The sequence below is a fragment of the Bacillus sp. 205(2023) genome (genome assembly GCF_037027485.1).
GTDB classification, from domain to species: Bacteria; Bacillota; Bacilli; order Bacillales; family Bacillaceae; genus Bacillus; species Bacillus halotolerans.
In genome coordinates, this window is the sequence record NZ_JAXCHF010000002.1 from 64889 (window position 1) to 82664 (window position 17776).

General features: G+C 44.9%; 20 protein-coding genes. 1 reads left to right on the forward strand and 19 read right to left on the reverse strand.

Annotated elements, in window-relative coordinates; translation table 11 throughout:
• Positions 1–83: 83 nt before the first annotated feature.
• From urtE to WA325_RS07900, 17 genes are all read right to left on the reverse strand, one after another.
• Entirely contained in the window at positions 84–785 is a 702-nt protein-coding gene (gene urtE / locus WA325_RS07820) for an urea ABC transporter ATP-binding subunit UrtE (protein ID WP_336183425.1), read from the reverse strand.
• Positions 782–1531: an urea ABC transporter ATP-binding protein UrtD gene (urtD, locus tag WA325_RS07825; protein ID WP_336183426.1), complete on the reverse strand. Its 750-nt coding sequence runs from the start codon at positions 1529–1531 to the stop codon at positions 782–784. Before urtD ends, urtE begins: the two co-directional genes overlap by 4 nt.
• A complete protein-coding gene (urtC, locus tag WA325_RS07830; RefSeq protein WP_227598584.1) occupies positions 1506–2576 on the reverse strand; it encodes an urea ABC transporter permease subunit UrtC in 1071 nt (356 codons plus the stop codon). The genes urtD and urtC overlap by 26 nt, the downstream gene beginning before the upstream one ends.
• An 11-nt stretch (positions 2577–2587) precedes the next feature.
• Positions 2588–3490, reverse strand: coding sequence for an urea ABC transporter permease subunit UrtB (gene urtB, locus WA325_RS07835; RefSeq protein WP_305934317.1), 903 nt, complete (start codon positions 3488–3490; stop codon positions 2588–2590).
• A 32-nt stretch (positions 3491–3522) separates the two neighbouring features.
• Positions 3523–4779 carry an urea ABC transporter substrate-binding protein gene (gene urtA, locus WA325_RS07840; protein ID WP_336183427.1) on the reverse strand — a complete coding sequence of 419 codons (1257 nt, stop codon included), beginning with the start codon at positions 4777–4779 and terminating at the stop codon, positions 3523–3525.
• A 199-nt stretch (positions 4780–4978) separates the two neighbouring features.
• A complete protein-coding gene (locus tag WA325_RS07845) occupies positions 4979–5167 on the reverse strand; it encodes a CsbD family protein (protein WP_024123146.1) in 189 nt (62 codons plus the stop codon).
• A gap of 73 nt (positions 5168–5240) precedes the next feature.
• Complete coding sequence (locus WA325_RS07850; protein WP_024123147.1) at positions 5241–5720, reverse strand: hypothetical protein; 480 nt, start codon at positions 5718–5720, stop codon at positions 5241–5243.
• Positions 5721–5919: 199 nt separating this feature from the next.
• The gene (locus WA325_RS07855) at positions 5920–7053 is read right to left on the reverse strand and encodes a response regulator aspartate phosphatase (protein ID WP_059353697.1); all 1134 of its coding nucleotides are present in this window, start codon (positions 7051–7053) and stop codon (positions 5920–5922) included.
• Between the two features lie 202 nt (positions 7054–7255).
• Entirely contained in the window at positions 7256–8281 is a 1026-nt protein-coding gene (moaA, locus tag WA325_RS07860) for a GTP 3',8-cyclase MoaA (protein ID WP_059292355.1), read from the reverse strand.
• On the reverse strand, positions 8278–9084 hold the full coding sequence (fdhD, locus tag WA325_RS07865) for a formate dehydrogenase accessory sulfurtransferase FdhD (protein ID WP_044159713.1): 807 nt from the start codon (positions 9082–9084) through the stop codon (positions 8278–8280). The genes moaA and fdhD overlap by 4 nt, the downstream gene beginning before the upstream one ends.
• A gap of 100 nt (positions 9085–9184) precedes the next feature.
• On the reverse strand, positions 9185–9346 hold the full coding sequence (locus tag WA325_RS07870; protein WP_044159716.1) for a hypothetical protein: 162 nt from the start codon (positions 9344–9346) through the stop codon (positions 9185–9187).
• Between the two features lie 90 nt (positions 9347–9436).
• On the reverse strand, positions 9437–10111 hold the full coding sequence (locus tag WA325_RS07875; protein ID WP_105954140.1) for a vWA domain-containing protein: 675 nt from the start codon (positions 10109–10111) through the stop codon (positions 9437–9439).
• Positions 10112–10433: 322 nt separating this feature from the next.
• Positions 10434–11117, reverse strand: coding sequence for a vWA domain-containing protein (locus WA325_RS07880; protein ID WP_024123154.1), 684 nt, complete (start codon positions 11115–11117; stop codon positions 10434–10436).
• Positions 11118–11540: 423 nt separating this feature from the next.
• Positions 11541–12572: a stage II sporulation protein D gene (gene spoIID / locus WA325_RS07885; protein WP_248338199.1), complete on the reverse strand. Its 1032-nt coding sequence runs from the start codon at positions 12570–12572 to the stop codon at positions 11541–11543.
• A 193-nt stretch (positions 12573–12765) separates the two neighbouring features.
• On the reverse strand, positions 12766–14076 hold the full coding sequence (gene murA / locus WA325_RS07890) for a UDP-N-acetylglucosamine 1-carboxyvinyltransferase (protein ID WP_024123156.1): 1311 nt from the start codon (positions 14074–14076) through the stop codon (positions 12766–12768).
• Positions 14077–14109: 33 nt separating this feature from the next.
• On the reverse strand, positions 14110–14850 hold the full coding sequence (locus WA325_RS07895; RefSeq protein ID WP_105990813.1) for a YwmB family TATA-box binding protein: 741 nt from the start codon (positions 14848–14850) through the stop codon (positions 14110–14112).
• 142 nt (positions 14851–14992) lie between these two features.
• Positions 14993–15223: a DUF1146 family protein gene (locus tag WA325_RS07900; protein WP_010332226.1), complete on the reverse strand. Its 231-nt coding sequence runs from the start codon at positions 15221–15223 to the stop codon at positions 14993–14995.
• Positions 15224–15400: 177 nt separating this feature from the next.
• Here WA325_RS07900 and WA325_RS07905 point away from each other — a divergent pair, with 177 nt between their 5' ends.
• Positions 15401–15874: a hypothetical protein gene (locus tag WA325_RS07905; protein WP_336183428.1), complete on the forward strand. Its 474-nt coding sequence runs from the start codon at positions 15401–15403 to the stop codon at positions 15872–15874.
• Positions 15875–15908: 34 nt separating this feature from the next.
• Here WA325_RS07905 and WA325_RS07910 read toward each other — a convergent pair whose 3' ends face one another.
• Complete coding sequence (locus WA325_RS07910) at positions 15909–16307, reverse strand: F0F1 ATP synthase subunit epsilon (RefSeq protein WP_010332228.1); 399 nt, start codon at positions 16305–16307, stop codon at positions 15909–15911.
• A 23-nt stretch (positions 16308–16330) separates the two neighbouring features.
• Complete coding sequence (atpD, locus tag WA325_RS07915; protein WP_105954102.1) at positions 16331–17752, reverse strand: F0F1 ATP synthase subunit beta; 1422 nt, start codon at positions 17750–17752, stop codon at positions 16331–16333.
• Between the last annotated feature and the right edge of the window lie 24 nt (positions 17753–17776).

Below are 17776 nucleotides of genomic sequence, written 5' to 3' on the forward strand. Positions count from 1 at the left end.
TCGTCATTCATAAAGCGGATTGCGTTACATGAATCTCCGGAACGATGCAGGCGGGCCATCACCTCCCTTTCTCAGGATGCTGATCATACGGTGAGATGCCTTTCAAAACAGCGAGCCGTCTCTTCGTCAGCCTTTCCGTGAGCGACGACCGTTCCCCTGTCCATGACGTAAAGATAATCAGCGCACGTTAAGGCGTTCTCTAAGCTGTGTTCCACCAAAACAATTGCAGTCTCTTCTTTTCTGGAAATTTCTAAGATGACTTTTTGAATCAATTCCACGATTGAGGGCTGAATTCCTTCCATTGGTTCATCAAGTAAAATAATTTTTGGATTTCCCATCAGCGCTCTGGCAATCGCAAGCTGCTGCTGCTGTCCTCCGCTTAAATCGCCGCCTTTCCGGTCGAGCATGTCCTTCAAAATAGGAAACCACTGAAAAATCTCTTCCTTGATCCGCCCTCTCCGCTCCTTCTTAGGAAGCGGTTCTTCTCCGAGCAAAAGATTGTCGCGAACGGTTAAAGCGGGGAAGATGTCTCTCCCTTGGGGCACGTACGCAATTCCAGCTCTTGCCCGTTTTTCCGTCTTTTCGTTTTGAACAAACGTTTGATGAAAACGGATCTGTCCCTGTTTGGCCGGGATCAGGCCGATGATCGTTTTCAGCAAAGTGGATTTGCCGACTCCGTTTCGGCCTAATACAGCGACGATCTGCCCGGGGCGGACCTCCATGCTGAGGTTATGCAAAACCATGGATTGATCATAACCGGATGTCACATTACTGACTGCTATCATGACGCTCCGCTCCTTCCTAAATACACCGCTGCCACCTCTTCATTGCTTGTAATCTCATCCATCGATCCTTCACAAAGCACTCTCCCTTCATGCATCACCGTGACTTTTCTGGAAAACGAGCGGACAAACTCCATATCGTGCTCCACAATTAAAACGGAACACGTTTTGGCAATCTCCTCAAGGAGAGCCCCGGTTTTATCACGCTCTTTTCCCGTCATACCGGCGATCGGTTCATCCAGCAGCAAAAGCTTCGGCTCCATGGCGAGCTGCATGCCGATTTCGAGCCATTGTTTCTGCCCGTGTGACAGGCTGCCGGCTTCTGCATCCCGCTTCTCTTCTAACCCGATCAGCTTCAGGATGTTTGTCACCCTGTCACGCTGCTCTCTTGTCATACGCGCCATCAGCAGAGAGAGAATCGTTTTTTTCTGCTTCATGGCAAGTTCTATATTTTCAAACACGGTCAGCTGCGAAAAGACACTCGGAGCCTGAAACTTTCTGGCGACGCCCATTTTCGCGATCTGATATTCCGGAACCTTTGTCAGTTCAGCCGTTTCCTGAAACACAATCTCGCCCGAATGCGGCTTTGTTTTCCCGCAAATGATATCCAGCATGGTTGTTTTCCCGGCGCCATTCGGCCCAATCAAAAAGTGAATATCACGTTCCTGTACACTGATATCTGCCCCCTGCAGCGCCCAAAACCCGTCAAACTGAACCTTCACGTCACGGCAAATAAGTATCGGTTTCATATGCAGCCGCTCCTTTCTTTTTAGAGAAGGAAAGCTGGGTTCCAAGCTTTTCAAACAGTCCGACAATCCCTCTTGGCAGATAAAGCACGACGATCATAAACAGCGCACCGAGGAAATACAGCCAAATGTCAGGATAATATTCGCTTAAATAGCTTTTCATGCCGTTCGTTAACAGCGCGCCCAGCACAGCTCCGAAAATGGAGTGCCTGCCGCCGATCGCCACCCACAGCACCATTTCCACTGAAGGGATGATGCCCATCATTTCCGGCGAGATCATCCCGTCCTGAAGCACAAACAGCATCCCGGCAATTCCCGCCATCGCAGCGGACACACAGTAAATAAACACTTTAAAAACGGTGGAATGATAACCGAAAAAACGCACCCTGTTCTCTCCGTCGCGAACCGCCTGCAAAAGCCGGCCAAAGCGGCTTCTCGTAAGAAACAAAGCGAACACAACAGTAAGGCCGAGAAAAAAGACTGTGGCAAAATACAGGATCTGCTTCAAGGCAGGATCAGCCAGAGAATATTGAAAAATCGTATAGAAGCTGGTAAGTCCATTGGTGCCGCCGGTGATTTCCTGGCTGCCGATGAACAGTGTGACCACCACAACGACGACAGCCTGTGATATCAAAGAGAAATAAACTCCCTTTATATTGTTGCGAAACGTAAAATAGCCGAGCAGAAACGCCAGTAGCACAGGCACAGCGACAGCCGCCGCAATTGCAGCGAAAGGGTGCCTGAACAAAGCCCAGATCCACGGCAGTTCGCTGACACCCGCCCACTCCATAAAATCAGGAATGCCGGACGGTGAGGCTTCTATTTTTAAATACATCGCCATGCAGTAGGCGCCCAATCCGAAAAAGACGCCGTGCCCCAAGCTCAAAATGCCTGTATATCCCCAAATCAGGCAAATGCCGACCGCCACAATCGCAAAGCATAAAAACTTCGCCAACAGCCCCAATCGAAACTCCTGAAGAAAGAACGGAGCGGCGATAAAAAGGGCAAACATCACAACATACGGACTGAATTGCGAAAACCGCTTCATCCGGCACCCCCCTAATCAAGTAATCTCGTTCTGACGCTTGTGAGACCCGAAGGCCGCCATTGCAGAAAGAGAATAATAAACGCAAACACCACAACCTTGGCTATAGTGGCGCTTGTCGAATACTCTACAAATGTACTGAGTAATCCCACCATCACAGCCCCGATAATCGTTCCTTTTAATTTTCCGATCCCGCCTAAAATGACGATCATAAAAGCATCGACCAGATAAGACGAACCGAGAGTAGGCCCGATTGACCCAAGCAATGTGAGTGAGCTCCCCGCAATACCAGCCAGCCCGCTTCCGAGCGCAAAAGCCAATGTATCTGTTTTTCTCACAGATACACCAAGACAGGATGCCATACTCCGGTTCAGCGTAACAGCCTGCATCCTCCGCCCCGCCGGAGTTTTAAACAAATAGAATCCCAGCAGCGCAAGCGTAAAAAGAACAAGCGCCAAAATAAACAGCCTTTTATATGGAAAGGTGACCGAAAATAGCGTCACTCCTCCCGACAGCCACTCAGGAGACTGAACAGCGACATTCGGCGCGCCAAAAATCGATCTGGCCGCCTGCTGAAGGATCAAGCTTACCCCCCATGTTGCCAAAAGGCTGTCGAGCGGACGGTCATATAATCGCCTGACAATCACTTTTTCAATGACAATGCCAAGCAGTGCCGCAACTGTAAACGACATGATGACCGCAATAAAAAAGTAATAGGAAAAGAGAGAAGCCGGCAAATAGCTTAAAAACAGCTGCTGAATGACATATGTCGTGTAGGCTCCCGCCATCATCAGCTCACCGTGCGCCATATTCATAATGTTCATCAAACCGAATGTAACGGCCAATCCAATCGCAATGAGAATCAAAATAGAACCGAGACTGATCCCGTTAAATAATTGAGTCACGACGACAGACATGTTCCGCCTCCTCTCCCGCAAACGGCTTTCATTTATTTAGATAACCCCTTTGCCCAGTCGTACGTTTTTAAATACGGATCAGGTTTTACCGGATCACCTGAGTTCCATACTTCTTTAAACTGTCCATCCCCCGTGATTTGCCCGATTCTAACTGTTTTGTAAAGATGCTGTGTATCCCCATCGATTTTCACTGTGCCGCCCGGGGCCTCGAATGCAATCCCGTCAGCCGCTTTCTTCACTTTATCGATATCAAAGGACTTGGCTTTTTCAACGGCTGCCGCCCAGAGATACACCGCATTATAGCCGGCTTCAATCGGATTACTGGTCACCCTCTTATCTCCGTTCTGCTTTTTGTAATTCTTCACGAATGTATGATTTTCTGCTGTATTTGTTGTTTGGAAGTAATTCCACACCGCAAAATGCCCTTTTAGCACATCTGTCCCGATCCCCCGAATTTCTTCCTCTGCGACACTCGCCGACATGACAGGAATATCATCAGCTGTCACGCCCGCATCTTTCAGCTGTTTGAAAAATGCCACATTGCTGTCGCCGTTTAATGTGTTAAAAATCACATCCGGCTGCTTTTCTTTGATTTTGCTGACCAGCGTACTGTAATTCGTGTGGCCGAGCGGCGTATACTCTTCACCGGCAACTTCTCCCCCAGCAGCTTTCACTTGTGATTTAATGATTTTATTGGCTGTTCTCGGGAACACATAATCCGAGCCGATCAGAAAGAATGTCTTGCCTTTATTCTTCAGCAGCCAATCGACAGCCGGCACGATTTGCTGATTTGTCGTTGCTCCGGTATAAAAAATATGAGGCGATGACTCCATGCCTTCGTATTGCACCGGATAGAACAGCAGCCCGTTATTTTGCTCCACAACCGGAAGCATCGCCTTGCGGCTCGCTGATGTCCACCCTCCGAATACAGCCGCCGCTTTGTCCTGCTGAAGCAGCTTTCTCATTTTTTCGGCATAGGTAGGCCAGTCAGATGCCCCGTCCTCCACGACAGGTTCAAGCTTTTTGCCGAGAACGCCGCCTTTTTGGTTGATTTCATGAATAGCCAGCAGCTCTGCATCATGGACGGATACCTCGCTGATTGCCATTGTCCCGCTTAATGAGTGAAGAATCCCAACCTTCACTGAATCCCCGCTTGTGTCAATTTCAACTGTTTTTTTCGCATCTCCGCTGGCTTCCGACACTTTCTTCGGCGCCGTACATCCCGTGATCAGAATCATGATAAGAAACATCAGAAAGACAGCCTGTTTTCTAACCCCTTTGCTTTTCATTCAGAACCTCCTTTGTCTGATTGAGTCAACTGATGTCATAAAAGTTAACAACTTATGTCATTTATTATATAGAACAGAGGCATTACTTTAAAGAATATTTAAAAAATTTAGATACTTTAACCAAATCGATTGTCTTTTTTGTCATATTTATTCACATAAAAAAAGGCAAGAAACAATGTTTCTTGCCTTGCCGATCTGATTAATCTTTATCTGTGAATTTATCCTTCGCTTCACCGATACCCTTTTGGACCTCGCCTTTTGCCTTATCTTTTTTGCCTTCAGCCTGCATGTCCGTTTTGTCGGTCATATCTCCAACTTTATCCTTCACTTCTCCCTTGGCTTTATTTAAGCCGCCTTTCATTTTATCTTTTACACTATCGTTACCCATGTATCATTCTCTCCCTTCATTTAAGTGTGTACTTGTTACCTTCCCGATCTGAGCAGCGGTAAACATTTGAATATTATTTATCGATTTCATAACGCTCTCCGTAACGGAGCACCTTGTAGAGCGCCAGCCCGTCAGATGATTTATTTTCTGAGTAACGGACCGGCAGCAGGGCAAAAAACACATAATACGTAGAAAAGTAGACAAACTGATAGAAAAACACATTTGGCTCCAATACACTGTGTATAATGAGCAAATTCACTGCGAAAATGGTTATTAAGTTAAACAGGCAGCCTCCCGCATAAACGAGTGCGTGTGAGAATCGGTTGTCGATCTTCAGCTCACCGTACCGGCAAAACGAATCCATAAAATAAATGGTTCTGACCTGTATCGGCCCGATCTTGAACAGTTTTTTGCCCATTCCGATATCCAATGAACCCTTCCCGCCAAAAACAAAAGCCATAAAGCTGTGCCCGGCAACATGTATAATAGATACAAGCGGCAGAACGATGAGGAAAGACCATAGAAACTTCACCATATCATCAAATCCAAACATTGAATTCCCCCTCACGCTTGTCATAAACAACAACACATATGCACTCCGCCATTTCTCTGTTTCACAAAATCGCGGCTTTCCATTCGTTTGTGTTCAAAAACAGTATGTAGCGATTTTTCCTGTTCTCCACGGAAATAAACGTCCCGATGCTCCCCTTTTTTTGTATAAAAAAAACCATCCGGCATCAGATGGTTTCGTCTTACACTTGATATAAACAGTCTTCCTTCAGAATCAGCGCTCTCATGCTGACCGCTTTTTCATAGAAAAACACCGCATCTTTATAGTTTTCATGAAGGCTGGAATATGCAGCCGCATCCAGAGCAAATTCCTCAATATACACATACAGGGACTTGGCTTCCATATAATCAAATACCTCTTGAATCATATCCATATTAACGGATTCCACATATAGAGCCTGCAGAAATTTATATTTTTCCAGACTGAAGCTGTCGTTTCGTTTTCGGGCGATGGCAATCCCTTTTTCATAATAATGCATAGCCGCCTGTTCTGCCTGTTTTTTGAAGAGTACACGCGTTAAGCTGAACAGCGCTTTCGGGAGCTGCTCCAGCTGGTGTTCTTCAAAGACAGGAAGCGCTTTTTCAAAGTACGCAGCCGCCTGGTCCAGTTCTCCTTTTTCATCATAACAGTTCCCCATGTTGTAGAGGGCTGATCCGATCAAGCGGGGCTGTCCTTCCAGTAAAGCCAAACGATAAGCGTCATCGAGATGCTCGAGCGCTTTTTCATAATTTCTGTAGTCTATATAGTTTCCTGATATGACAAAATGGCATTGAATTCTTCTGACCCTGTAAAAATCATGAGCCTTGTAGGTCTCAAGCGCCTGTATCGCATGATTCATGGAAAAGTGGGTCTGCTTCATAATATAAAATACTTCCGCTACTTTAAAATGAAATTCCGCTCTTTCAATATCATCCTCTACAAACGCAAGCATTTTCTCAGCTTTCCGATAGAAAGATATGGCTGAGATGTAATTGTTCTGTTCAAATTCATACATCCCTCTGAACAAATGAAAATAATACTCAGATAATCCCGAGATGCTGTCCTTGCTGCTTTCCAGCCTCTCGATCAATTCACGATATTGGAGCTGAGATTCCTCGTGCAGGTCGGGCTTTACATAATCAAGCATAATTTGATGACGGTAGCTGATCAGCTGATAGTACAACAGAAGCAGCTGATCCTCTTCCATATGTTCTATATCATGATCAATCTCTTCCTTCAGCTGAACGGCATCAGCCACTTGAAATGCTAAAATGTGCTTATACCACTGATTGATTTTTACTCCTACTTGAGATGACGGGATCTCGTAAGCGGCCATGCCTCTCCAACCCTTTCTATGAACTAGTGGTTATATTTTATCATATTGTATGGCTTTGGAATTAAAATTTCTTCCAGTGATTCCTTCTTTTTGCCTATCCTTATATTTTTCGGTTTCTGATTGGATTTTCTGCACTTTTTGGCGCATTACAGTTTTTGACACAAAAAAGCTTACCGGACTTAGCCGATAAGCTTTTATCATATTAACCGCCAATATAAGACATTTCCACTTTCTTTTTGCCCGCTGTTTTTGAAAGAGTCCGGTCAACTGAATATTGGTCTATCCGATTCTTCCACACTGTGCCGATCATCGCTGTCAGCTCGCCGTCACTTAATCCCTGCCGAACCGGCGCTCTGAGGTCATATCCGCTTGAAGCAAACAGGCAAGTAAACAACTCACCGCGCGCAGACAGGCGGGCCCTGTTACACGAGCCGCAGAACGCATCAGATACAGAAGAAATTACGCCGATTTCGCCAGATCCGTCCAAGTAGCGAAACCTTGAAGCAACTTCCCCTTTATAATTAGGCGCGATCGGCTCAACAGGCATGTGTTCATTGATTACATCAATGATTTCCGCCTTTGTCATGACGTCTTTCTTTTCCCATTGGTTGGTGTTGCCGACGTCCATAAATTCGATGAATCTCAAGATATGCCCTTTTTCTTTAAAATAGCGCGCCATAGGCAGGATATCTTTTTCATTGACGCCCCTTTGGACGACCATGTTGATTTTAACGCCGAGCCCTGCTTGTTTCGCCGCTTCAATGCCTTCAAGCACCTTGCTGACAGAAACCCCTCGCCCGTTGATCATTTTAAAGCGTTCGTCCTCTAATGAATCAAGGCTGATGGTCACCCGTTTCAAGCCGGCTTCTTTGAGCTTCTCGGCATAAACAGGCAGCAGCGACCCGTTTGTGGTCATCGCAATATCACGGAGACCCGGAATGCGGGCCAGTTTTTTGATTAATTCGGGCATGTCCTTTCTCATGAGCGGCTCTCCGCCGGTCAAGCGGATTTTCTCCACTCCGAACCTGGTGACAAACAGCGTCGCAAGCCGTTCCAATTCCTCAAATGAAAGCAGCTCCTCTTTCTTTAAAAAAGGATAATCCGGGCCGAATAACTCGGCTGGCATACAGTACGTGCATCGGAAGTTGCAGCGGTCTGTAACAGAAATGCGAAGATCTCTGAGCGGTCTGTTCCTTTTATCTAACATCTGGCGAGATTCTGTATTCATTGCTGCAGCCCCTCCTGTCCCTCAATTCTCTCGGGATGTGTATACACATTAAAAGATCCGTCTCTCACAAAACCGATCGCTGTAATATTTAATTCTTCTGCCATTTGAATCGCAAGCTCTGTCGGGGCCGATTTTGAAATCACAATCGACACGCCGATTTTTGCCGCTTTTAACAGCACTTCTGATGAGATTCTTCCGCTGAAGACAATCAGTTTATCGCGGACGGACATCCCATTCAGCAGACAATGTCCGTATAATTTATCAAGCGCGTTGTGACGGCCGATATCTGTTCGCATCAAAAGCACTTTCTCCGTATCGCAAAGCGCCGCATTATGCACGCCTCCCGTCTCCTGAAATGTCCCGCTCCCTTTTTGCATGTCTTTCATGAGCGCCAGACAAGATTCAGGCGAAATCTTCATTTGGCTGACAGCCGTCTTGGCGGTTTTGACATCCTGCTGAAAATAAAAATGGCGGCCCTTTCCGCAGCACGAGCCGATTACCCGTTTTGTATATTCCTGTTGATCCAATGTCTCAGGATGAATGAGATCGACATACACAAAACCGAGACTTTCATCTATTGTAAACCTTTTAATCTCTTTTTGAAATCGAATAACACCCTCAGATGCGAGAAATCCGATGACGAGCTCTTTGATATGCTCCGGTGTGCAAACGAGCGTGACAAACTCACTGCCGTTCACCATCACCGTCAACGGATATTCTGTCACCATCCGGTCGGTTTGCCTGCTCATTTCCCCTTGTTCATAACGCCATATCTCCCTGACCGCAGTTACTTTATCGTTCAATGTCTCTTCCCCTCCGCAATGTTCCTGCCTTTATATTTTTTCACACTCCTCAGATTTTGTCGAATCCTGTTATAAAAAAAAGAGCCCATTCTAAAGGACTCTACGTTTGGTTATGCTGATTCTTTTTCAGGATCATAAACAGCACAAGAGCTGCGATCAAAGTGAGCATGCTGACAAAAAAGAAAGCTGCCAGTTTCAGAAAAACACCGAGCAATATGAAGGCCACGGCGGCTATAAGAAATATCAGTCCTAACAATCTCATGTTTTCAACCCCTTTTACGGGTATCATTCCCGCCGGCCCTGTTTTTAAACCAATAGAAAAAGGCGCCTGGGGGAGCGCCTTTTCATTCGGTTACTCAGTAAATTTTTGTGCTTCTTTTTCCCAGGCCTGCTCAAATTCTTCCGCGCTGTCAGCTGAAATATATTCTCCTCCGCCAGCAACAGCCGCCTGTTTCATTTCCGCGTTTCCTTTCACATCAAAGTTGAAGCCGATAATATTTACAATCGTATCTACATTCGCTTCACGAAGCTTTTCAATTTCATCAGCAGGATTTCCGCCGCATGTTTCTTCACCGTCAGTGATTAAATACACCACGTTTTTCCCGTCTGCATCAAACGCTTCAAATTCTTTTCTTGTATCAGAAAGCGCTTTGGCAATTGGCGTCCAGCCGGTCGGTTTGATGCCGCTTAATGAATGGTCAAAGAGCGTTCCTTCATATGGATGGAGGCCGTAAATCGTTTCTGTTGTGCTGCATGAAAGAGCCTTTCCGGAAAGTTTATTGTTTCCCGCATGTCCAAAGACGCGAAGCATCAGATTTGTATCCTCAGGAAGCAGCTCGGCAAAAGACTTTACAGATTTTTTGGCAATGTCTATTTTTCGTTCTCCTCCTGTTTTTTGAACCATACTTCCGCTTCCATCAAACAGGACAGCTACATTCGTGTCGGCTTTTTTCTCAGCGGCAAAAGACGGGGACGCAATGGAGACAGTCAACAGTCCAATAATACCGGCAGTCAGTAATTTTTTCATGTTCAACTTCCTTTCTTTATCATATTTTCCAACCATTTGTTGGATTCTTCTTTATGCTAGAATATGAAACCACAAAATGATATAGGGCAAGCTGCCTTTTATCTCCCTTTCACTCTCTATTCAAAATCGCTGGAAACCTCAATATTTTTTAGCCATTTCCACCCAAAAAATATAGAAAGAATGTGACACCATTCATTCTTTCTTCTCCGTGATCAGGAGAGAAAAGCTGAAATCTGCTACTATGCTACAGGCGGGCAGCTGCTTACTTTTGAACGTTTTGTTAAAAACAAAAAAGAGGCTGACCTTTCAGCCTCTTTTTTTCTTATTTAGATAACATCAGTGATTGCTGAGTGAAAATTTTCTCAACATCTTTTTGCGTATAAGCAGGGAAATATTCTCCGCCGCCGACTTTAGCAATTGCGTTCAGCTGGCCTTTATACCCTTCTTTATAGTCAAATCCAATCACATTTACTGTGATGTTGTCTTTATGAAGTTCTTTTGCTGTTTTGATCGGGTTGCCGCCGCATGTTTCCTCACCGTCTGTTAGCAGGTAAACGACTTTTTCTCCTTTTGCATCAAGCTGATCGAAAGAAGATTTTGCCTCGTTCAGCGCTTTTGCGATCGGTGTCCAGCCAGTCGGCCCGATTGTGTTAAGAGAATTGAGGAAGCTCTGTTCGTTAAAGCTTTGGAAGCCGTATACGTTGCGAATGGCTTCGCATGATTGAACTTTTCCGGAATTCTTATTGTTTCCTTCTGAACCAAACACACTCATTTTCACTTGAGTGTCCGCAGGCAGTGAGCTTGCAAACTTTGAAATTTCTTTTTTGGCTGAATTAAATTTAGATACACCGTCTATTCTTTTCGCCATGCTTCCGCTAGCATCTAGCAAAACCGCCACGTTTGCCGGAGCTTCAGCCTTCGGTTCTGTTTTTTCAGCAGCAAAAGCAGGTGACGTCAGTCCAAATAGCAATCCTGTCATCATGATCAGTGAAAATCTTTTCTTCATGTTCGTGCCCCTTTTCAAGTTTGTTTCTGCGTGCAGATGTTCAACGCTGAACATAACTAATCGTAATCGACAAAAACAGAGAAATAAATAGGGCGGGCTTCCCCATTACCGCTGTTTACTTTTGCATAGAAACCTTTGTTTTTATTAGTGATTTCCGCCTAACAGCAGGATGAAAAATCATGATTGTCAGCCTTTCGCCTTTCGTTATATGAGTCTGTCGAAGCCTGTCGATCAATGTGGATTACTTTACCACAATCTCAGTGTCAGCAAATATGAAAAAGGAACTGATTCCCTCATCATCATATAGGCTGTAAAATACGCAGGAGGCCTTTAGAAGGTCTTTAACCGCTCTTACATAAAATAGACTAAGGAACAGAATATACGCTTAAAAACGGCAAAAAAGACGCTTTATGAAGCGTCTTTTTATTTCTTCGCCATATACTTATTCAAAAACGAATCGGCGGTTGAAACCTGTGTTCCTTGATAATAGTACTTCACAATCTCATCAACTGTTTTGCCCTCTTTCGCCATAAAATTGGCTCCATACTGGCTCATTCCCACACCGTGGCCAAAGCCTTTTGTGGTAATGGTAATGGTGTCTCCGTTTCGTTTCCATTCAAAATCAGCTGAATTGAGGCCAAGCTTTTCGCGTATGTCCCTTCCTTTCAGCGTCTTGCCGTTAATGACAGCTGTTGCCACCTGATGGCCCGGTGTCTCTCCGGTAATTTTTCCGACTGTATTTGACCCATTCAGCCGGACGCCAAGCTTTTGTTCAAATTGCGCCACTGTAAAGGTTCTGGTGGCCTTATACTTCGGAGACTTTTTATCCCAAGAGCTTTTGACGCTTTTTAAATAAGGAATGGCACTTGTCCAATATGCTTCCGCATTTTCTGTATAACCGTTGCTTGTGGAGAAAAAGGAGGCTTCAATCGGCTGGTTGTTGTACGTTAAGATTTTGCCTTGCGTACTGGCAACCGCATCTGTGATTTTTTTCAGCTTTGCTTCATAATCTGCGCCCCACTGTTTCTTCAGCTCCGCTTTGCTTTTGTACACCTGGAACATCTGAGTATCATCCACCAGCGAGCCTTTAGGGGCCTCTACTGCAGAATTTGAGACCATCAGTCTGACAATAAACGTTCTTGCGGCGAGAGCCTGAGCCTTCAGCGCTTCAGGTTCAAAGGTAGCCGGCATTTCGGAGGCGACGACTCCGATGACATACTCTTCAAGCGGAATATCTTCTACGGATTGATTGGCGGTTCGATAGACTGGAATAGAAACAGGCGATGCTTTCAATGTTTCCGCTCCTTTTGATTCTTGTATCGTGTTGACTGCTGTCTTTCCTGATTCTCCTCTGGCCCCGGCTTCTTTATTATGCTGAAACGGGATCACTAAGAGTGTGGGGACCAAGAGAATCAATGCACATAGTACGGATAGTGTGATTGCGAATTGTTTCATATTCAGCTGCCTCCTGCTCGGGATTCGATTCTAGTCTAGTCTATGGGCAGGGACAAGCTAATATGACTCTCCTTTTGGACAGAAACTTTATTTGTCATTTACGTATTCTTTTTTGCTATTTTGCGCATAATGATGATAATACACTAAAAATAAAAAACCAGTATGCCAGAATGACATACTGATTTTCAATCCTTTATGCGTTTAAGTCTGAGACAACTTCTTTGCTTTCTTGCTCAGAAGCAGACTCATCGTTTACACGTTCGATGTCTGCGCCAAGACCGGCAAGCTTCTGATGGAAATCAACATAACCGCGGTCTAAGTGTTTCAGTTCAGTAACACGTGTATGACCTTCAGCCACTAACCCCGCAAGAATCAACGCTGCGCCTGCACGCAAGTCAGTAGCTGCAACTTCAGCTCCTTGAAGCTGTACAGGGCCGTTAATAATCACAGAACGACCTTCAATCTTGATATCACCATTCATACGGCGGAATTCTTCCGCATGCATAAAACGGTTTTCAAAAACAGTTTCCGTAATCATGCTTGTGCCGCTTGCACGAAGCAGAAGCGCCATCATTTGTGACTGCATATCAGTCGGGAATCCAGGGTGAGGCATTGTTTTAATGTCGATCGGTTTCAGTTCTTTCGGACCGATCACACGAAGGCCTTCTCCTTCATCCTTAATCGTAACACCCATCTCTTCCATTTTTGCGATTAAAGAAGTGAGGTGTTCAGGAACCGCTCCTTTAACTAAAACATTTCCTTCAGTGATTGCAGCGGCAACCATGAATGTGCCCGCTTCAATACGGTCAGGTATAATATGGTGTCTTACGCCGTGAAGCTTGTCGACTCCTTCAATTTTAATGGTGCCGGTGCCCGCTCCGCGGATTTTTCCGCCCATGCCGTTGATATAGTTTGCTAAATCAACGATTTCAGGCTCTTTCGCCACGTTCTCAAGCGTTGTTGTTCCTTCTGCTAAAGCAGCTGCCATAATCAGGTTTTCTGTTGCTCCCACACTTGGGAAATCCAGATAGATTTTTGCGCCTTGCAGACGGCCTTTTACTTCAGCTTCAATGAAGCCATTACCGACTTTAATTTCTGCGCCCATTGCTTCAAAACCTTTTAAATGCTGGTCTATTGGTCTTGATCCAATTGCGCATCCGCCCGGAAGCGCTACTCTTGCATGACCTGTACGCGCAAGAAGCGGCCCCATGACAAGCACAGACGCACGCATTTTACGCACATATTCAAAAGGTGCTTCAGTTTGCAAAGCGTATGAAGCATTTACAGTGACTTCATTATTCTCAAAATGCACATCTGCTCCTAAATGACGCAACACTTCATTAATTGTATATACATCGGAGAGCGTAGGTACATCACAAATTACGCTTTTTTCTTCACTTGCTAATAAAGATGCAGCGATAACTGGTAAAACGGCATTTTTAGCGCCTTCAACTTTGACTGTGCCGTTTAACTTTTGACCGCCGCGGACGATGATTTTTTCCAAGGTATTCCCCTCCGCGTCCCTAAATTCTCTATATTAATATTCAGTCGTAACGATTGGTGTGCCAACCGTAACGATATGTTTTCCGCCCATTCCTGCACTTCTAAGTGCAATTTGCAAATTCATTTTATGTTCTGAGGTCATGATAGACTCTTTCCACTCATCTGTATACGCAGAAATAGAAACGAAACTTGGCTCAACTACATGTTCAACAGATCTTGCTTGAAATTCATTTAATAACTGATTTGCTTTTTTTTGCAAAACAATATTCATATTATCATCTAAATGACCATTTAGACAAGTAAAAATAACTACTTTTTCTTGGAATATCCCGAGTGCCTGCCGTTCAAACTGTTCATATGTATCATTCCAGCTAATCGGTGTCTCAAGACTCATTTGCTCATATAATAAATACGAAGTTGGGTTGTGTTTTTTGAGGGTTGTGACAAGCTGCAGTTTAAAAGAAGTATGATTTTTTTTGTCAGTATACGTGCCAATGGCCTTTACTATTTGGTCTTCCTGTGCAAGTGCCCAATTATATTGACGATACTCTGATTTTAAACGTTGCACTTTTTTATAAAATTCTTTTTCGGTCAGAGACATATTTTGTTTTGCATGCAAAGTCCACTTATCAATTGACACATTCTGGCGTTCCATTCCCTCTGCAATTTGTGCTAATGGCGTTAGCTCACTCGCATGAATCGTATGGAAAACAGCAATGACGAAACTTAACACAACAGATACAATAATAGCATGGCTTACTTGTTTTTTCTTCATTATGATCTCTCCCCCTAATCTCCAGTTTTACCGGAGGCAAGGGGTGCCATACGTGAAAATCTTCGTCAAAACTCGCGTGATTACAGGAAGCGATTTATCCCGCTTCCCCAGCCATTCCCATGTTTTCGGCAATCAAAACCTATCAAAATAAATAGGGAAGCTGCTGTGAATAATTAAGGTAATCTAAAAAGAAGTTTCCGACAGTCGTTCCGATTGCAATGGTCAGCAAAATCATTAGAAGTCTTGCCTGCACGACTTTGCCTTTTCTGATTAACGGATCAATATTGACGGCTTGCAGCGCCCACCAAGTGACCGCGATAAAAATCAAGTGAACGATAATGCCAATTGCAGCCTGCTGTCCCAATACGCTCATCTATACGCACTCCTTTCATCCATTCTCCGCTTTATACCCTTTCTTATTATATAAGAAGAAGAGATAAAGATGATACATTTTATACAGAACGGAATATTCATCCAAAACTAGGGCTAATCTCCGCTTAAACAGCGGCTCTTTTGCATGGTATACTTTTTTGGAAAGGAGCTGGCAATTATGAATCATTCATTTTTTCAGCCTGAAAAGCAATATGGTGAGGACTTGCCTGTATTTGAGCAGGAATGGGAAGCAATTGCATTCTATTATGATTATAGACAGTCACAGATTGAAGAACTGAATGAATTGTGTCAGTTTTATAACATTTCTCTCACCCAAACGAGAGAAAGCCTCGAAGAACTTGAACATTTTTATTTTCAAAGCATACAAGAGCTTTTGCTTGCTGATTGGAATCTTCCTATTGAAGAATTTGAGAAGATGATCAGTGTTTATCTTATAGATTGTGTGATTGCCCATCACGAAGATGCCGAATGGATCGTAAAGCCTTATCCGTATACAGACGGGGCTTATACAATGGGCTTTAGAAGACACCGTAAATCATGGCATACCGTGAATTGCTGTGACCGTTTATACTTGCGTCAAAAAGAGAGTCAGCCGCTGCTGTCACTGTTTGATTCTCTTGTGCAGTCATAAAAAAATCCTTCTCATGAAGAGAAGGATTTTTTTATTATTTCCCTGCTACATCCAATCTGTTCAAAGCCCGCTGTAATGCAAGCTCAGCCCGACGAATGTCAGTATCATCTGATTGAGAATTCAAACGCTCCTGCGCCCGCTGACGTGCAGCTTCAGCGCGCTCTTTATCGATGCCTTCCGCTGTCTCAGCAGTTTGGGCAAGGATGGTCACCTGATCAGGACGAACTTCTATAAATCCGCCGCTGACGGCAACCAATTCAGTCTGTCCGTCTTTTTTCAGACGAACAGCGCCGATTTTAAGAGGAGCCACGGTTGGAATATGACCTGGCAAAATACCGAGATCGCCGCTTTCGGCTCTCACACTCACCATTTCGATATTCGCATCGTATACTGGGCCGTCGGGAGTAACGATATTGACTTGAACGGTCTTCATGCTTTTACCCTCCTAGGACCAGTTTAAACTTCTACACCCATTTCTTTTGCTTTCTCAATAACTTCTTCGATACGGCCTACAAGACGGAACGCATCTTCAGGAAGATGGTCGTATTTGCCGGCTAAGATTTCTTTGAAACCTTGAACCGTTTCTTTTACAGGCACGTAAGAACCTTTTTGTCCAGTGAACTGTTCAGCCACGTGGAAGTTTTGAGAAAGGAAGAACTGAATGCGGCGTGCGCGTTGAACGACAAGTTTATCTTCGTCACTCAATTCATCCATACCGAGAATCGCAATGATATCCTGAAGCTCTTTGTAACGCTGAAGCGTTGATTGAACTTCACGGGCAACCGCATAATGCTCTTCTCCGACAATTTCTGGAGCAAGGGCGCGTGATGTAGAAGCCAACGGATCAACCGCAGGGTAGATACCCATCTCAGTTAACTTACGCTCAAGGTTTGTTGTCGCATCCAAGTGAGCGAACGTCGTTGCCGGCGCCGGGTCAGTGTAGTCATCGGCAGGCACGTAGATCGCCTGGATAGATGTAACGGATCCAACGTTTGTAGACGTGATACGCTCTTGAAGCTGACCCATTTCAGTTGCAAGCGTCGGCTGATAACCAACCGCAGAAGGCATACGGCCGAGAAGGGCAGAAACCTCTGAACCCGCTTGTGTGAAACGGAAGATGTTATCGATGAAGAACAGTACGTCCTGTCCTTGCTCATCACGGAAATGCTCAGCCATTGTAAGACCTGTCAGTGCAACACGCATACGTGCGCCCGGCGGCTCGTTCATTTGTCCGAATACCATGGCTGTTTTGTTGATTACGCCAGAGTCGCTCATCTCGTAGAAAAGGTCGTTCCCTTCACGAGTACGCTCTCCTACGCCGGCGAATACAGAGATACCGCCGTGCTCTTGCGCGATGTTGTTGATCAATTCCTGGATTAATACGGTTTTACCTACACCGGCACCGCCGAACAATCCAATCTTACCGCCCTTGATGTATGGAGCAAGCAAGTCAACAACTTTAATTCCTGTTTCAAGGATTTCAACTTCTGTTGAAAGCTGATCAAATGAAGGAGCCTGTCTGTGAATCGGGTCCTTCTTCGCATCCGCAGGAACCGGCTCATTTAAATCAATATTTTCTCCGAGTACGTTAAATACACGGCCGAGTGTCACATTACCAACCGGAACTGAAATCGGCGCTCCCGTATCGACAGCTTCCATTCCGCGCTGAACACCATCCGTAGATGCCATTGCGATTGTACGGACTGTGTCATCGCCTAAATGAAGAGCGACCTCAAGCGTCAAATCAATACCTACTTCGTTTTCACTTCCAGCCGGCTGTGAAATTTTAATCGCATTATATATTTCAGGTAAGTGACCGTCTTCAAAACGTACGTCGACAACTGGTCCTAATACCTGGCTAACGCGTCCTTTCTTCATCGCTATCCCTCCTGACAAAATCTT

Coding starts and splice junctions, on each gene's coding strand:
- WA325_RS07870 (WP_044159716.1), bottom strand. CDS start 9,346: ATGAGATTGTTAGGACTGATATTTCTTATAGCCGCCGTGGCCTTCATA.
- WA325_RS07905 (WP_336183428.1), top strand. CDS start 15,401: ATGAATCATTCATTTTTTCAGCCTGAAAAGCAATATGGTGAGGACTTG.
- WA325_RS07895 (WP_105990813.1), bottom strand. CDS start 14,850: ATGAAGAAAAAACAAGTAAGCCATGCTATTATTGTATCTGTTGTGTTA.
- urtB (WP_305934317.1), bottom strand. CDS start 3,490: ATGTCTGTCGTCGTGACTCAATTATTTAACGGGATCAGTCTCGGTTCT.
- atpD (WP_105954102.1), bottom strand. CDS start 17,752: ATGAAGAAAGGACGCGTTAGCCAGGTATTAGGACCAGTTGTCGACGTA.
- WA325_RS07850 (WP_024123147.1), bottom strand. CDS start 5,720: ATGTTTGGATTTGATGATATGGTGAAGTTTCTATGGTCTTTCCTCATC.
- urtA (WP_336183427.1), bottom strand. CDS start 4,779: ATGAAAAGCAAAGGGGTTAGAAAACAGGCTGTCTTTCTGATGTTTCTT.
- WA325_RS07845 (WP_024123146.1), bottom strand. CDS start 5,167: ATGGGTAACGATAGTGTAAAAGATAAAATGAAAGGCGGCTTAAATAAA.
- WA325_RS07880 (WP_024123154.1), bottom strand. CDS start 11,117: ATGAAGAAAAGATTTTCACTGATCATGATGACAGGATTGCTATTTGGA.
- urtD (WP_336183426.1), bottom strand. CDS start 1,531: ATGAAACCGATACTTATTTGCCGTGACGTGAAGGTTCAGTTTGACGGG.
- WA325_RS07875 (WP_105954140.1), bottom strand. CDS start 10,111: ATGAAAAAATTACTGACTGCCGGTATTATTGGACTGTTGACTGTCTCC.
- WA325_RS07910 (WP_010332228.1), bottom strand. CDS start 16,307: ATGAAGACCGTTCAAGTCAATATCGTTACTCCCGACGGCCCAGTATAC.
- WA325_RS07855 (WP_059353697.1), bottom strand. CDS start 7,053: ATGGCCGCTTACGAGATCCCGTCATCTCAAGTAGGAGTAAAAATCAAT.
- moaA (WP_059292355.1), bottom strand. CDS start 8,281: ATGAATACAGAATCTCGCCAGATGTTAGATAAAAGGAACAGACCGCTC.
- urtE (WP_336183425.1), bottom strand. CDS start 785: ATGATAGCAGTCAGTAATGTGACATCCGGTTATGATCAATCCATGGTT.
- WA325_RS07900 (WP_010332226.1), bottom strand. CDS start 15,223: ATGAGCGTATTGGGACAGCAGGCTGCAATTGGCATTATCGTTCACTTG.
- urtC (WP_227598584.1), bottom strand. CDS start 2,576: ATGAAGCGGTTTTCGCAATTCAGTCCGTATGTTGTGATGTTTGCCCTT.
- spoIID (WP_248338199.1), bottom strand. CDS start 12,572: ATGAAACAATTCGCAATCACACTATCCGTACTATGTGCATTGATTCTC.